16 protein-coding genes are annotated in these 15,556 nt (G+C 38.8%); 8 read left to right on the plus strand and 8 right to left on the minus strand.

The window, feature by feature from the left end; all coding sequences use genetic code 11:
* Positions 1-57: 57 nt before the first annotated feature.
* From JR347_RS02970 to JR347_RS02990, 5 genes are all read left to right on the plus strand, one after another.
* Positions 58-582, plus strand: a complete 525-nt coding sequence (locus JR347_RS02970; protein WP_205722567.1) for an RNA polymerase sigma-70 factor — start codon at positions 58-60, stop codon at positions 580-582.
* Positions 583-627: 45 nt separating this feature from the next.
* Positions 628-1,614: a FecR family protein gene (locus JR347_RS02975; RefSeq protein WP_205722568.1), complete on the plus strand. Its 987-nt coding sequence runs from the start codon at positions 628-630 to the stop codon at positions 1,612-1,614.
* On the plus strand, positions 1,608-4,217 hold the full coding sequence (locus JR347_RS02980; protein ID WP_205722569.1) for a TonB-dependent receptor: 2,610 nt from the start codon (positions 1,608-1,610) through the stop codon (positions 4,215-4,217). The genes JR347_RS02975 and JR347_RS02980 overlap by 7 nt, the downstream gene beginning before the upstream one ends.
* Positions 4,214-5,023, plus strand: a complete 810-nt coding sequence (locus JR347_RS02985) for a DUF4249 family protein (protein WP_205722570.1) — start codon at positions 4,214-4,216, stop codon at positions 5,021-5,023. Before JR347_RS02980 ends, JR347_RS02985 begins: the two co-directional genes overlap by 4 nt.
* Before the next feature lie 115 nt (positions 5,024-5,138).
* Positions 5,139-6,278: a hypothetical protein gene (locus JR347_RS02990; RefSeq protein ID WP_205722571.1), complete on the plus strand. Its 1,140-nt coding sequence runs from the start codon at positions 5,139-5,141 to the stop codon at positions 6,276-6,278.
* Between the two features lie 50 nt (positions 6,279-6,328).
* Here the strand turns inward: JR347_RS02990 and JR347_RS02995 are convergent, their stop codons facing one another.
* Positions 6,329-7,162, minus strand: a complete 834-nt coding sequence (locus JR347_RS02995; RefSeq protein ID WP_205722572.1) for a hypothetical protein — start codon at positions 7,160-7,162, stop codon at positions 6,329-6,331.
* Between the two features lie 126 nt (positions 7,163-7,288).
* Between JR347_RS02995 and JR347_RS03000 the strand changes: the two genes are divergently transcribed.
* Both JR347_RS03000 and JR347_RS03005 read left to right on the plus strand, forming a co-directional pair.
* The gene (locus JR347_RS03000) at positions 7,289-8,086 is read left to right on the plus strand and encodes a hypothetical protein (protein ID WP_205722573.1); all 798 of its coding nucleotides are present in this window, start codon (positions 7,289-7,291) and stop codon (positions 8,084-8,086) included.
* Entirely contained in the window at positions 8,086-8,499 is a 414-nt protein-coding gene (locus JR347_RS03005; RefSeq protein WP_205722574.1) for a hypothetical protein, read from the plus strand. Before JR347_RS03000 ends, JR347_RS03005 begins: the two co-directional genes overlap by 1 nt.
* Before the next feature lie 2 nt (positions 8,500-8,501).
* Here the strand turns inward: JR347_RS03005 and JR347_RS03010 are convergent, their stop codons facing one another.
* The 6 genes from JR347_RS03010 to lipB all read right to left on the minus strand — a co-directional run bounded on the left by JR347_RS03010 (position 8,502) and on the right by lipB (position 14,115).
* Entirely contained in the window at positions 8,502-9,479 is a 978-nt protein-coding gene (locus tag JR347_RS03010) for a polyprenyl synthetase family protein (RefSeq protein WP_205722575.1), read from the minus strand.
* 9 nt (positions 9,480-9,488) lie between these two features.
* Complete coding sequence (rnr, locus tag JR347_RS03015; RefSeq protein ID WP_205722576.1) at positions 9,489-11,657, minus strand: ribonuclease R; 2,169 nt, start codon at positions 11,655-11,657, stop codon at positions 9,489-9,491.
* An 81-nt stretch (positions 11,658-11,738) separates the two neighbouring features.
* A complete protein-coding gene (locus JR347_RS03020; RefSeq protein ID WP_205722577.1) occupies positions 11,739-12,290 on the minus strand; it encodes a hypothetical protein in 552 nt (183 codons plus the stop codon).
* A gap of 6 nt (positions 12,291-12,296) precedes the next feature.
* Positions 12,297-13,001, minus strand: coding sequence for a 3'-5' exonuclease (locus JR347_RS03025; RefSeq protein ID WP_205722578.1), 705 nt, complete (start codon positions 12,999-13,001; stop codon positions 12,297-12,299).
* Positions 12,998-13,402: a hypothetical protein gene (locus tag JR347_RS03030; RefSeq protein ID WP_205722579.1), complete on the minus strand. Its 405-nt coding sequence runs from the start codon at positions 13,400-13,402 to the stop codon at positions 12,998-13,000. Before JR347_RS03030 ends, JR347_RS03025 begins: the two co-directional genes overlap by 4 nt.
* Positions 13,399-14,115, minus strand: coding sequence for a lipoyl(octanoyl) transferase LipB (gene lipB / locus JR347_RS03035; RefSeq protein ID WP_205722580.1), 717 nt, complete (start codon positions 14,113-14,115; stop codon positions 13,399-13,401). Before lipB ends, JR347_RS03030 begins: the two co-directional genes overlap by 4 nt.
* 33 nt (positions 14,116-14,148) lie before the next feature.
* On the opposite strand from lipB, the gene JR347_RS03040 reads away from it, so the two are divergent.
* Positions 14,149-14,502, plus strand: coding sequence for a YraN family protein (locus JR347_RS03040; RefSeq protein ID WP_205722581.1), 354 nt, complete (start codon positions 14,149-14,151; stop codon positions 14,500-14,502).
* 50 nt (positions 14,503-14,552) lie between these two features.
* On the opposite strand, the gene JR347_RS03045 is transcribed toward JR347_RS03040, so the two are convergent.
* A complete protein-coding gene (locus JR347_RS03045; RefSeq protein WP_235689740.1) occupies positions 14,553-15,368 on the minus strand; it encodes a toxin-antitoxin system YwqK family antitoxin in 816 nt (271 codons plus the stop codon).
* Positions 15,369-15,556: the final 188 nt, after the last annotated feature.

The following is a 15,556-nucleotide window of genomic DNA, read 5'->3' on the forward strand; positions in this document are numbered from 1 at the left end:
ATATTTATTCCAAAATGTACCATCCCTGCAGTAGGGAGTTAGGCAGATACCAAAAATTTGAACAAACAGGAACTTCCCCTTTTTGAAACTTTATTTAAGGAACACTTCGGTGGACTAACTGCATTTGCCGTAAAATATGTGCAAGATGTTGATGAAGCCAAAGAGGTTGTGCATGATGCTTTTATCAAACTTTGGGAAAAGCATAAGGGGCTGGAGCCTGATACCAATTACAAAAGCTATTTATACACCTCTGTGCGTAACAGATGTCTGAATAAAATAAGGGACCGTAAAAAAGTGGTGCCCATCAGTGAGGCTAATGAAGAACTGACAGCCGATAGTACTTCAACAATAGAAACCAAAGAATTAGAACGAGAGATATCTTATGCATTAAACACCTTGCCCAATAAATGCCGCAAAGTATTTGAGCTGAGCAGGGTTGAAGAGTTAAAATACTCTGAAATAGCAGAGAGAATGGATATTTCGGTAAAAACGGTTGAAGCACAAATGTCTAAAGCTTTGCGATTGATGCGGGAGCACCTGGCCGATTTTTTAATGTTACTTTTTTTTATTTTTCTGGAGTAAGGGTAAACCATTATTGATGTGTTATAACAATAGAGAATTGAAAATTTGAGTGAAGATAAAAACCATATAGAAATACTAATTGCAAAAGTCATTACTGGTCAAAGCACTTATGATGAGAGAATTGCGGTTGAAGATTGGTGCAAAGAGAGCGCTGAAAACCAACAAGTATTCGATCATTACAAAAAACTGTATGCAATTGATAAAGGACATTTCACTGTTCCTGATTTAGCTATTGATGTTGACAGTGAATGGGAATTGTTTAGAAGTAAAGTGTCTGGTGCCAAAACCATTGAAATGACACCTAAATCCAGCGCCAACTGGCTAAAAGTAGCTGCCGCCATTTTATTAATTTTTGCTTCTACCTTTATCATCTACAAGTATTTGTTTAGTGATAGCCTAATCATACATCAAACTGCTGATGCTAAACAAGAATACGTTCTGCCTGACAAATCAATTGTTACGTTAAATGCTAATTCGTCCATTAGTTATACTTCTGAGTTTGGATCAACCACCAGAGCGATTGAGCTAAAGGGTGAAGCATTTTTTGAGGTGGAAAGAAATGAAAAGCTGCCTTTTATAATTTCGGCTGGTGATGCCCGAGTGACTGTGCTTGGAACTTCTTTTAATGTGAGTACTACTTCTTCAGCCACAGAGGTAGTGGTGTCTACTGGATTGGTGGCGTTATCATCTCAATCAACAGATAAAAAGATTGAATTAGGAGTTGGCGATGCAGGAAAATTATCAAGCCAGGGGGAACTTATTCAATATAAAAATGAAGACACAAATTTCAATTCTTGGAAGACAGGTTTAATAGTTTTTGAATCCACCTCACTAAAAAAGGCCATTGAAGATCTAAACAAAGTTTACAAGTCCTCTATTTCTATATCCGATGAAGTTACTGCTACGTGCGAAGTAACCGCTACTTTTGATAATCAGCCATTAGATTCTGTATTAAAAGTATTAACTTCTACCCTTGATTTGACCATCGAACAAACCGGTCAGGATATTGAAATAACTAAAGCAGGGTGCTAAGACTTGTACATTTTCTTGCCATTTTCCCGATCATCAGTTGCCTAGCCGCCCAACAGGCGTACGCCCAAACGAGTGCTCAAAAAATCATAACTATTCAAGCCGATAATTTACCTGTTGGTGATGTGCTTGATATGATTGAAGAGCAGGCTGGCATTAGTTTTTCATATAATTCCAAACTAATAAAGACTAGCCAAAAAGTAAGCTATCGAGGAACTGCCACATTGGAAAACGTTCTGAAGTCACTCTTCGATCCTATGGGTATTGAATTCGATTTTATCGAGCAACAGGTAGTGTTAAAAAAAAAGAAACCAAAGGATTCTAAAAAAGCAGTAATCAGTGGATATGTGAAAGATCAATTGAATGGTGAGGCCATTATAGGCGCCACCGTTTCTATTGATTCATTATCCATTGGTGTATTAACGAATGCCTATGGCTACTACTCATTTCCTATACCCGAAGGTGAACATAAAGTTACCTTCTCTTTTATTGGCTACAATCCTGTAAGTATTTCGGTAACTGGCAATAGAGATGTTAACTATTCAATAGATCTGGAAGAAAAGCCACCGGTATTAGAGGAAATAGTAATAACATCCGATGAAAGTGTAGAGCTGGAAGAAGTACAACTAAGCAAAGAGAAAATAAGTGCTGAAACGGTGACTGAAATGCCTGCTCTCTTTGGTGAAATGGATGTGGTAAAATCAATGGAATTTGTACCTGGTATAAAAGCTCATTCCGATGGTTCTACTTTCTATTATGTGAGGGGTGGCAATCGAGATCAAAATCTATTAATGATAGATGATGCTCCCGTATTTAATTCCAGCCATTTGCTTGGCGTATTTTCTACCGTAATCCCAGACGCTATCAATTCCATTGAAATTTATAAAGGCGATATGCCGGTATCTATGGGTGGAAGGCTTTCATCAGTCATTGACATACGCACCAAAAAAGGAAACGATAGACGCTTTGAGGTTTGGGGTAACAGCACTCTTATCTCCAGTAAATTAGGCGTGGAAGGCCCCATTAAAAAAGGCTTCAGCTCATTTCTTGTATCCGGTCGTGTTTCAAGAATTAAATACCTTTTCGACAATGGAAATGACGATTTGAAAAAATTGAACTTCTACGATCTTACCGGTAAACTGAATTTCTCATTGGGCCCTAAAGACAATATCTATATTTCTACTTATACAGGTAAAGACAACTATTTTGTAGACAATGTAGGGCTGGAGTGGGAAAACATACTGGGTAGCTTACGCTGGAACCATCTGTTCAATGATAAACTCTTTATGAATGCGACTGTAGCGGGTAGTAGCTATGATTATTTCCTACATACTGATGTTAGCACCAATACCAAATGGAAATCTCGCATAGCTACCATTACCCTAAAGTCTGATTTTACCTACTTTAAAAAAGCCAACAACGTATGGTCATTCGGCCTTGCAATCAATGGATACAACTTTAACCCCGGCAACCTTACCACGGATAATCCAAATGTTCAGCCTCCATTAATCTCGATAAGAAACTCTGCTGAAACTGTACTTTATGGAGGGCAGGAAGTAAAACTTACCGATCGTTTGGGTGTCCGTTATGGTTTAAGAATATCATCCTGGTCGAATCAGGGTGGTGCTTTTGAGTTTCTTTTTGATGAGAACAACAGCCCGATGGATACTTTATTTTTTGATGCAGGGGAAGATTACATCGATTTTGGAAATACCGAGCCTCGCTTAGGCTTAAATTATGAATTAACCCCTTACTCATCTCTTAAATTTAGTTATACCAGAAACGTTCAGAATGTACATCTCATCACGAACTCAATCAGTCCGTTTACCTCGTTAGAGGTTTGGCTGCCCAGCAGTTACAACATAGAGCCGGAAATTGCTGACCTAATTGTGTTTGGTTACCAGCAGCAGCTAAAAAAGTCAGGTTTAATGTTGAGTGCAGAGCTGTATTTTAAAAACATGCAAAACCAGATTGATTATGAGCCGCACGCTGAAACGTTACTTAATCCGTTAATAGAAAGTGAATTGCGGTTTGGCGATGCCCAGGCTGCCGGCCTGGAACTAATGGCAAGAAAAGAATTGGGTCGACTGCGTGGGTGGGTAGGCTATACCATCTCGCGTGCTACACGCACTTTTGAAGATATCAATGAAGGCAAAGAATTTAACTCATTCTATGATCGGCCGCATGAGATAAATCTGGTCATGGGTTACGATTTAACGAAAAGAATAAAACTAGGTATGAACTGGACTTATTATACCGGATCGCCTTACTCTAAACCCATAGGATTTTTTAATTATAATGGGTTAGAAGCTCCCATTTACGGTGAAAAAAATGGCAGTCGGTTACCCGATTATCACAGAATGGATGTGTCGGCTACCTTTAGGTTGAACAAAAACCCTGAAAGCCGCTTTACGCACGATCTCTCCTTCTCCATATACAATTTATATGGTCGTAAAAACACCCTATTTATCAACTATGGCAAGGTGGAAGATGCCGAAGGTGAGTTTAGAATGCCTTCAAACTTATTAGAAAACAATCGACTCACCACACAGTCGTACCTATTCAGGTTCACTCCTTCTATCACTTATAATTTCAGATTTCTTTGAAGCAGTTAACCACCATATTGTCCATTTTCTTGCTAATAATAAGCTGCGAAGAACGGTTTGAGGAGGATGTTGAATTTGCCGCGCAAGATTTAATTGTGGTGGAAGGACTCATGACCAATGAGCTAAAACGGCATCGCGTAAAGTTAACCAGGCCTTTTGGTAGCCAAAATGAAGATCCCAGACCCGTAAGTCGTGCCTTTATGGCCATTGTTGATAGTGACGAAGAGTTTGTGGTTTTAACCGAAGATCCTGTTGGTTCAGGCGAGTATTACACCCCTCCCATGAGGGCTGTATTTGGTAAATTTTACTTGTTAGTCATCCGCCACCGAGGTAAAGAATACCGTGCGTTTGATACACCTCCGGGCGGACAGTTTCTGGGTGATGTTGCATTAGATACGGCCTTGATCGATGGGGTCATTCATTATCGGTTGGAATATCAGGAGACAGGTACTGCTGCCAATTATGTCACACATGATATTGACTGGTCTGCAACACCTAATTGCTCACCCCAAGAAAGTTGTGAAGGAAGAGTTGTCTTTTACGACCTTAAAAACATTGATGTTCAGGAAATTTTCGCCACAGAAAAAGATGAGTTTTATTTTCCTCAAGGGAGTACGGTAATCAGGCGAAAGCATACAGTAAGTGATCGATACAAAGAATTTTTGCGTTCATTATTATCCGAAACCGAATGGCGAGGTGGCTTTTTTGACATTACCAGAGATAATATACCTACCAATGTAGAAGGTGATGCTGTCGGTTTTTTTGCTACGGTAACTGTAGATGTGGATACTTTGATAGTTAATTGAAAAAAATTTTACATCGGAGTAAGGGTGCCTGACAAGTCTCGTGTTATAGTAGCGAAAGGGAGTTCAAAACACTCTCACAAACTGAAACTGAATTAGGACATTAAATTTTAAAATTATGAAAACGTTAAAATCAAACTTAAGTCTACTGGTACTGGCAGTTTTAACATTGCTGGTTTCTATCGGATTAACATCATGTGACGAGAACCCCGATGTGGTAACGCAAGATCAAATTTTGCCCGAGTCTTTCGGAATCGAGATTCCATCTTCTATTAACAGTGCAACTATTACTACTGGTGGTAAGGTAAATGGCCGAGTGGAAGAAGAACTAGCCGGAGATGATGTATACGGTCTGCTCAGAGTATTTATTCACGTGGGTGACGGCTCAAGAAGGCTTGTAGAAGATATCATCACCGCCATAAGAAGATTCGACATTCAAAATATTGAGGTAATCACTTATCAGAGTGATGAAGATGGCAGAAGTAAAACCATGACCGTGGAGAAAAATGTGGTGTTTGAAGGAAAAGAGTGGGCGTATCAATTAACCGTGGTTGATTCAGACTCTGAAAATGATGCTGATGGTGGCAAAGCAATGCAAGTATTTTGGAATAATACCCCTGCTGTAGAAGGAATAGCGATTTTAAAGCCCTACAATATCAATAGAAGTGAAGGAGATGGTCAATTAAATGCCATGTACCGAATAGACTATAACTCTGCGGGTAATGACATTTATGATGCTACCATGGAAGTAGCCATCTCAGGGCTAAGAACAGACAGACCACAGGACGATGACTTTGTGATGCGTAAGCTAAGAATGTTTGTGGGAAGAACGGGTGATGTAGTAGATGTGTTTGGAAACTCTAATCACCCAAGAGCAAGGTTGTTCGCTGATTCTGAAAATCCTGGATTTAACTGGGCATTCGTAGCCTCAGGCGATGATTCAGACAACATTGGTGTAGCTGAAGTGGGTTTACCGCCAAGTGCCTTAGATTCTGATGACAGATCAATATTATTGGAGGATTACTCAATCAAGAATGTGTTTACAACAAGAATTTTAAACGCATTCCCGAATATCCCGCAACAAGATTTAGATGCATTTCTTGTTAACACAAATCCTCCGGGATACTTCGATAAAAACGGATTCTTGTCTGCAGGTGTTAGTCCTGGTGAATCATGGAACTCATTAGCTAGTAGAATTCAAGATTTAGCTCCATATAATCCATTGGAAACAACGAATTTGGAAATTGTCTTTAAATAGTTGATTAAGTTTAATTCGAAAAGCCGCTGCCAGAAATGTTAGTGGCTTTTTTAGTTATTCCGCTCTTCAAAAGCCTGATACAGTTGCCTGTAAATTTCCCGATCAGAAAATCGAAGTGCCTGTTTATATAATTCTCTTGTGCGATGTTCTAATTCTGGACAATTTCGTTCAAAGAAGAAGGCCAATGCGACAGCCTCGACAGCATTATCAACATCGGCTGCATTGGCTATTCCTATTTTATTTTCCGTTATGCTTAGCAATACTTTTTCAGAGAATTCCTTCTCAAAAGCTGTGGCTGAAACTTCCATAAACAGTTCTTTTTCTTTCTCAAATGCTGTTTTTAAGGAATCCGAAAAAGTGATCGGTTCATCCTTCTCATAATCCTGAATAGTAAAAATAACCTCACCAAAAAGACTAGTAAATTGAATTTTTGTTGATACTAACCCTTCTTTTAAACCATGTAATTCCCAGAAGATCGGAAATTCTTCAGAGGCATCAAGAACCCACTTCTTGGGAGGCCAGTAAATTTCCATATACTGCAAAGCATGCTCCACAGGTTGATCTAATGCCAACTTATTCTCTTCTAAAAATTGTTTTAGTATCGGGGCTTTCATTGTCGATAAATACTTATGCTGGTCAATATGAGGAACCACCCATGTTGTATCGTTAAGTAGCTCAACTGCATGGTAAAAATTACTGACTAATGCCACATATCCATTTTTCTCCACTACCAAAGTATCCCCCGCTTTAAACCCCTGAAATTGCTTAATCGGTTCATTCTCAAAATAGGCATTCTCTGCGTCTAAGGCTTGAAAAAAGGTCTGTCCATAGCCCTGAATAGATAGGAAAGTGAGTATGACTAAAAATAATTCTGAAAGCTTCATGGGTTTAAATCTTAGTAGGAAGTTATTAACTTACAAGTAAAAGCACTTTTACTAAGTTAAATGATTCCCATTAAGCCCCGATTTTTCATCCTTTTGATACTTCTTCCATTCACCCTAACCGCGCAAATGTCGAATGAAATCAATGCGTTATTCAAGCCCTCTGATTTTAAAATAGACCAAACTGTGCTGACCGATGAAGAGAAATGGGAGAAGTTGCACGCCTTACCTAAAGGCGATTCTGTACAATTCATTTACTCAGAAGATGAAGATGAAACACAGTACTATCCTCTAAATATGTATGGTCTCTATTATCTTGATATAGATGGCGATGACGATTTAGACTTGATATATTCAGGTCAAAACGGCTGGAATAATAGGATGGGTACCAAAGTGTATGAGTTGGATAATGACGTTCTAAAAATTAAAAAAGAGCTAAACGGTGGGATTTTTTCTCTGGAAAAAACTGATAACGGTGTAATACTAAAAACAGTCGAGAATCCTTGTTGTGATTCTTACACTTCAAAATTATACACCTACTCCATTTCAAAAAGCTTGCAAACAACTATTGAGGAAGTGGTCGTAGCCATAGGCATGATTCGTTGGTTTGATGCTGACAAAATTGAGACTCCCGTAAAAACATACAGTAACCTCACTTTGCTTGCTGATAGAAATGACTTCAGGGGCGTTTCACCTTATTTTCGAGATCGTACTCGTGAGCTTCGGGACAAAATGAACAAAGGCGAGGATATTGAATTAGCCAGCATTCCAGGTAGTACCAAAGTGCAGATTTTAGCACATAAACAAAAAGGCGATATCCACTACGAGTTGGTTTTAACGGAGCCCTTTAAAGCACCAGAAAATTCTTTATACGAATTTCTAAGAGAAGAAACCTTTCGGTTCATAGGCTGGAGAATTGTTGAGTAATGAGTTACCCTGAAATTAGTGAGCTGCTTGAATTGATTAGAAAGTACAATATCCGCATTCAATCGAATCTACATTATAAGGACAGCCTGCTGTTAGTAGAACTGAATATTAACAATAATGAATTTGAACTTTACATTGAAGATGAGTTCAACGACTTTACCTTAGAAAACCAGCCCCTTTGCTTGTTTCTGATCTTGAATAGTTTGGAAGAGTATCAAGAATCCGATGATTTTCTGCAATGGTGTAATCAGTTAGGATTGAATGCCTCCTCCACTTCTTGGTTAGAATATTATAAATCACTCGATAAAATCACCAAAAAAATAGAGACAATCATTGGTCCTATTGATGCTAAAATTAACCCCCTGGATTACCAGCTCCGTGCCGGGGCTTTTCAGGAGTTGGTGAAGAAGTAAAATTACTTCTGCCTATCAATCAAAGCTTCTGCAAACTCCTTGAGCTTAGCCCTTTGTGGCAATGAGCAATCTACCTTTTTTAAATGACTGAAGGCCGTTTCAAAATATTCGTTCATTTTAGCTTCAGTGAGCTCTTTAATACCAAGCTGATTGTAAATATCCGTAACTGCGGCCACCTTTTCTTCGGGCTTAAACATCTCGGCATTTAGCCATTTACTCAGCTCTGTCTTTTGCTTTCCTTTCGCTCGTTCAATGGCATTAATCAGTAAATAGGTCTTCTTATTCGAAAGAATATCACCACCTACCTGTTTGCCAAATTTGGCTTTGTCTGCATACACATCTAATAAATCATCTTTTAACTGAAAGCCTACCCCAATATTTTCACCAAACACTCTCAGCGCTTTCACATCCTCTTTATCTGCTTCAGCCAATAAACCGCCAAATTCCAGACTCATACCTAGCAACACCGCTGTTTTCAGACGAATCATCTCCAGATACTCCTCTTCAGAAACCTTCTTTCTCGTTTCAAATACCATATCCAACTGTTGCCCTTCACATACCTCACAGGCCGTTTTGTTGAATAATCGCAGAATCGGTTTTAGTTGTTTTTTAGGTGTACCCAGTAAGAGCTCATAGGCCTTCACCAACATTACATCACCTGAAAGAATAGCAGTATTGTGGTTCCATTTTTCATGCACGGTAGCCTTGCCTCTTCTAATGGGGGCTTCGTCCATAATATCATCGTGCATGAGCGTGAAATTATGAAACACCTCCACTGCCATGGCCTGATCTAAAATAGTCTCAGTATCTTCCTTAAAGAGGTTATAGCCCAACATCACCAGTAATGGTCTCAGACGTTTGCCGCCAAGACTCATTATATAGTTAATTGGCTCGTAAAGTTCTTTGGGATGCTGACCATACTCATGGCCTTCAAACTTTTTTTCCAGCATAGCGTGGAAACGCGCTACGGTGTGTTGCATATATTTTTCTTATTCGTAAAAGAATTTATCCTTTTCATCAACAAACTCCAGGTCGATTGTTCTTCGGTCGATATCCGTATTTTTAATCGCCACCGTTACTTTATCGCCTAGAGAATACATTTTCTTATTTTTTCGCCCTATTACGCGATAGTTTTTCTCATCAAACTCATAATAATCATCCTTAAGATCAACCATACGCACCATGCCTTCGCATTTAGTAGCTACAATTTCGATAAAAATACCCCACTCGGTTACGCCCGATATGATCCCATCAAATACCTTCTCCTCCACCAACGACATGTATTCAACTTGTTTGTACTTAATGGATGCTCTCTCTGCTTCTGCCGCTCGTTTTTCTCTTTCAGAAGAATGCACGCACTTTTCTTCGTAATCTTCTTTCTTGGCTGACTTGCCTCCATCTAAATAGTGCTGCAACAATCGGTGCACCATCATATCAGGATATCTTCTGATAGGCGATGTAAAATGAGAATAATGATCGAACGCCAACCCAAAATGGCCCATGGCTTCGGTTGTGTATTTGGCCTTGGCCATAGATCGAATAGCTAGCTGTTGAAGCACATTTTCTTCCGGCTTGCCTTCAATTTCTGTCATTAAATTATTTAATGATTTTGACACTGCACTGCCTTCTGTTTTCAACTCATGGCCAAACCTTCGGGCAAAAGTGGCAAAAGTTTCTATCTTTTCAGGATCAGGAAAATCATGCGTTCTGTAAACAAATGTGAGCTTTTCTTCGCCTTTTTTCTTGCCATAAACAAAGCGTGCCACCTGCCTATTAGCCAGTAGCATAAACTCTTCAATTAGCTTGTGCGCATCTTGCCTAACTTTTGGAATTACACCTAGCGGTTTCCCTTTTTCGTCCAGCTTGAATTTTACTTCAGTCGTTTCAAAATTTACAGCACCTGCAGCAAATTTCTTCGCCTTTAACTTTTTAGCTAATGCATTCAGGAGTTGTAATTCTTTCCCAAAGTCGCCTTCACCTGTTTCAATTCCCTGCTGTGCTTCTTCATAAGCAAAACGCCTGTCTGAATGTATAACAGTTCTGCCGAACCATTCGTTAACAATTTTGGCTTCTTCATCCAGCTCAAAAACGGCTGCAAAAGTGAATTTGTCTTCGTTTGGCCTTAATGAACACAAACCATTCGATAGCTTTTCAGGAAGCATGGGTATGGTTCTATCCACCAAATAAACCGATGTTGCCCGATCATAGGCCTCTTTTTCTAACTGTGTATTTGGCTGGACATAATAGGTAACATCAGCAATGTGTACGCCCACTTCGGTGTTTCCATTGTCTAACTTCCTGTAAGAAAGTGCATCATCAAAATCCTTGGCATCTTCAGGGTCGATGGTAAAAGTAGTAACGCCTCTAAAGTCTTTTCTTTTCGCAATTTCATCTTTTGGCAATTGCTCGCTGATGGCTTCTGCCTCCTCCTCTACATGATTAGGAAATTCAAAGGGGAGATCAAATTCTGCCATGATGGAATGTATTTCGGCATTATTTTCACCCGCTTTCCCTAATATTCTAATTACCTCACCTTCCGGACTTTTATCATGCGAAGGCCATTGCTTAATTTTTACGATCACCTTATCGTTATGCGCGGCCTTCATGGTTTCATTCAGGCTCACAAATACATCCTGATGAATTTTTCTGTTATCGGCTATCACAAAAGCAAAGCGTGGAGAAAATTCTATTCTACCAACAATCTCATCTTTTCCTCTTTCTAATATTTCAAGAACAACCCCCTCAGCATGTTTACCATGCTTTTTATCTTTTAACCCAACTCTCACTTTATCGCCATCCATGGCAAACTTTAGGTCTTTGTCCGACACATAAATATCGTCCGTACCGTCTTTGGGAATTACATAGGCAAAACGCGGATTTACGTGATCCACCGTACCTTCAATAAATTCTGTTTCTCTATTACTCTTATAACTTCCGTTGGAAAGGGCCTGAATTCTGGAATCTCTCTCGAGCTGCTTCACTACATAAGGAATTTCCCTGTTGTAGTCTTTCCTTCTAAATCCAAGTTTCTTAGTAATTTGACTTACGCTGTAAGCCTTTTGTGAATTTGAATTGAGCAGATTGACTATTTTTTGAGAAAGCTTCTCCTGAATGTTTTCTGACTTCCCTGCTTTCTGTTTTTTTCTCTTTTTGCTCATAAATGCTTTCTGTTCACTAACAAAGATGCAACTTATTTTAAGATGATGGATTTAATTACGATTAACAAATGATTATATAGATTACTCGAAATTACCACCTTCACCAGTAATACTACTTAAAGTGAAATAGCACTCTCTTACGGTATTGAGATCAAAAATACCTTCATCACACGGTGTTTGCTGCAATTTTCTTCTATTAATGCCATATTCGAAACTACGAATTACATCCTCTTTATTTTCAGCTGGCGTATTTGATCCAATTTTATAAGGGAAGCAGGATATACTTAAAATCTCACCTTTTTGAACAATGTCAAGTGATGATTCATTCAAATAAGTTAGGTCAACCATATCTGTGCAGGTTGTGAATACCATTCCGTTTGGTATTTGTCTTCCAAAAAGACCTTTATCAGTGTAAAAACATAAGCCATACCATATGCCTCCTTCATCCTTTGAAACATCTACCACAACTGCATTAATCTTGCTTTCAATGGTTACCAATTGACCAAAGCTTAAAGCTAATTCCTGATTAAGTTCTGACCACGATTGATCATATGGAACACAAATCTCTTCTTTTTTATTGCTACATGCAGAAACTATTGCCATCGTAATAATAATGCTGAACAGACGAATCATATTCTATTAACTTAGGATTTTAAACTCCCCCAACTCTACACTCCTCAACTTGGCGTATAGTTGAGCAGTAACAATTACATCTTGAATGCAATAATCCGCAATCTTATCCAACCCATTTTCTTCATGGTAAACAGCATTTACCATGGAGCCGTCCATATCTGATTTACTGGATTCAATACCAAAAATGGCCGCGAGCAAATCCAGTGACGTATAGTGTTTCCAATCGCCAAATTTCCACATGTCCATGGTGTCTAAATGGTTTACTTCCCAAGGCTTTTTGCCTGATAAATTCAGCACATCTGGCAATGGAATTCCATTCACCAACATGCGTCTGCTCAAATAAGGAAAATCAAATTCTTTACCATTGTGCGCACATAGTAGCAAGTCAGAATTCATTTTAGACAATATGCCTTTAAACTCTTCTAAAAGCTCTTTTTCATTATCGCCCTTTATGGCTTTGGTACGCAGCTGAAGTTCGTCACCTTCCATATGGAAAAAGGCCATTCCAATAACAATTATTTGCCCGAACTCAGCAAAAATACCTGCACGCTCAATGTAAAGATCTTCATCACTCACTCCTTCTTCTCTTTTTAGAAAAGAAGCTTTTCTCGCCCACTGTTTTTTTAATCGTTCATCAACTTTTTGGTAGTCGAAGGTCTGACTTACTGTTTCTATATCTAAAAACAGAATATTTTTTAACTGCTTGTTCACGAATGTAAAATGCCTTTGGTGTCCAGCTCCTTAATGTAGGTCAAATTTTCATCTTTTATGGAGTCAGGTAAGAATATGAACTTTTTATCATAAATTTTTGACTCTATGTAATAGCTCACCCAATACTCATTATTGAGGTGAAAAACTTCTTTTTGTATCGGCTCAATTAAAACGGCACTATTGGCATCTACAGTTTGTAAAAAATGTCTCAGGGTTGAGGTTTTTTGAATTTCATTGCCTTGCTCACCATAGCCTTTAGATGTAACTAATGTATTTTCAATCTCATGGTCGTTTTGGTTGATTAAATACACCGACCATTCCTCCACATTGGCATCGTTTACCTTCTTGGCAACAGCTACAGTTACATTTTTTACTTCCGGTTTTATAATATCTTCTTTCATATCAATTCCATTTCAAATAAATCTGAAATATGATGTATTAATTTTTTGGCCACTTCACTCATTTCTACTGGCTTGCCCAATTCAAACTTCAATGAAGTAACCGCCTTATCATCTATACCACAGGGTATAATATTTTTAAAATAATCTAAATCTGTATTAATGTTAAAAGCAAAACCATGCATGGTTACCCAGCGGCTGGATTTTACTCCCAAGGCACAAATTTTTCGTGGGTTCTCCTGCTTTTCATGGTCCAACCACACGCCTGTTAATCCATCAATTCTCCCCGACTCTATTCCGTACTCCTTTAATGTAAGGATCACCGCTTCTTCCAATAACCGCAAGTATTTATGAATATCTGTAAAGAAATTATCTAGGTCTAAAATAGGATAACCCACCAACTGACCAGGCCCATGGTAAGTAATATCTCCACCTCTATTAATCTTGTAATAGGTGGCGTTCTTCTCTTTCAGTCCAGCCTCATCCAGCAACAAATTATCTTCCGAACCACTTTTACCCAAGGTATATACATGCGGGTGCTCGCAAAAAATCAGGTAGTTATCTGTTACTTTTTGTTGGTCAGCTTCTACTTTTCTGTTTTCAATTTTTCTTTGAACGACTGCATCAAATAATTCTGTCTGGTAGTCCCAGGCCTTCTGGTAATCTATTTCACCCAGGTTTATAAATTTTACTTTTTTGTTGATGTGGTGGTTCATGCTAAATTTAGAGCCTCAAAGGTAGATAATTCTATGAACACAAAAGCTGAGTTAGGCAGGCAAGGAGAAGAACAGGCAGCTGAATACCTCAGTAAAAAAGGCTATGAAATTCTAGCTCAAAATTATCGTTATAAACGATCTGAAATTGACCTCATCTGTAAACATAAAAACCTACTCATTTTCGTAGAAGTAAAAGCGAAGAGCTATACCTCCTTTGGTGAGCCAGAGCTTTCAGTAGACGAGAAAAAAGCAGCTAAAGTAATAGAAGGGGCTGAGCAATACATTCATGAAACTAATTGGCACGGAGATATCAGATTTGATGTCATATCCATTGTAAAAATTAAAGGCCGATTTGAGATTAAGCATTTTGAAGATGCGTTTTATTAGTTTCTGGTTTCTGGTTTCTGGTTGCTAGTGACTAACTACCAGCAGCTAGTTCACCTTCTCTCATACACCAATCTCCCCTGCGGATCCCACTCTTTCCAGATGTATGGATTAAAATCTTCTTCAAACGGATCTTTAGGGTAGCGAATCACTTTCTTTCTCCTACCTGAAGGGTAATATTCATACCAATCACCTACAGGTCTATCCCAATGGTATTCCCCTTTTACACCAACTTTGCCCGATTCATAGAAATAGAAATAATTACCTTCTTTCTCTCCATATTCTACAGGAATAATTTCCTTCATTTTCTCCTGCTCACGGCTATAATACCTAACCAAAGATTCCTTTGGCCAGCCTTTATAGTATTTTTCTTTGTCAACCAATAAATCATCTTTATCCAGCTGAATCCAGCGGCCGTGTTTCATGCCTTTAAAGAATATGCCTTCAACAATCACCTGATCGTTACGCACCTTTTTATAAGGCCCGTGTAGCACAGCTCCATATTTTTGATCCACCTTGCCGCCAATTCTAATTTCCTTTCTTCTGAAATCGTACCAATAGATATCGCGCACATAAGGGTCCAACTCAATCGGATCTTTGAGCATGTAAAACAACTCATAGGTCACTCGATTACCATAACCTTCTCTCGTGTAGCCTTTTCTGGTTTTAATTCCATAAAAGACCTTCTTTTTCCTCTTCTTTTTCTTGGGCTCCACAAACTCCTCTTCTTCCTCGTCCTCTTTTAAGTCAATGGTCACCGGAGAAGATATCGTAAACTGCTCATCTGTACTGTTAGGGTCAATATCTCCCTGAGCCCAGATGAACTGTGGGATGATAAGCAATAGCGATATGTATACTAGTTTTTTCAAGTGCGTAATAAACAACGTAAAGAAGCCCTTTTTTATTTTTTTTGGCAATAGGTGTTTCTTGTTCGTCATTGCGATCCACCAAAAGGTGGAGAAGCAATCTCAAATTAAAGACTCCACACCGCCCACTGGCGGTTCGCAGTGACACTATAAAAAAATCACCGAACAGCTTCCGCCATTCGGTGACTTGA

This window comes from Fulvivirga lutea (assembly GCF_017068455.1).
Taxonomy (GTDB): domain Bacteria; phylum Bacteroidota; class Bacteroidia; order Cytophagales; family Cyclobacteriaceae; genus Fulvivirga; species Fulvivirga lutea.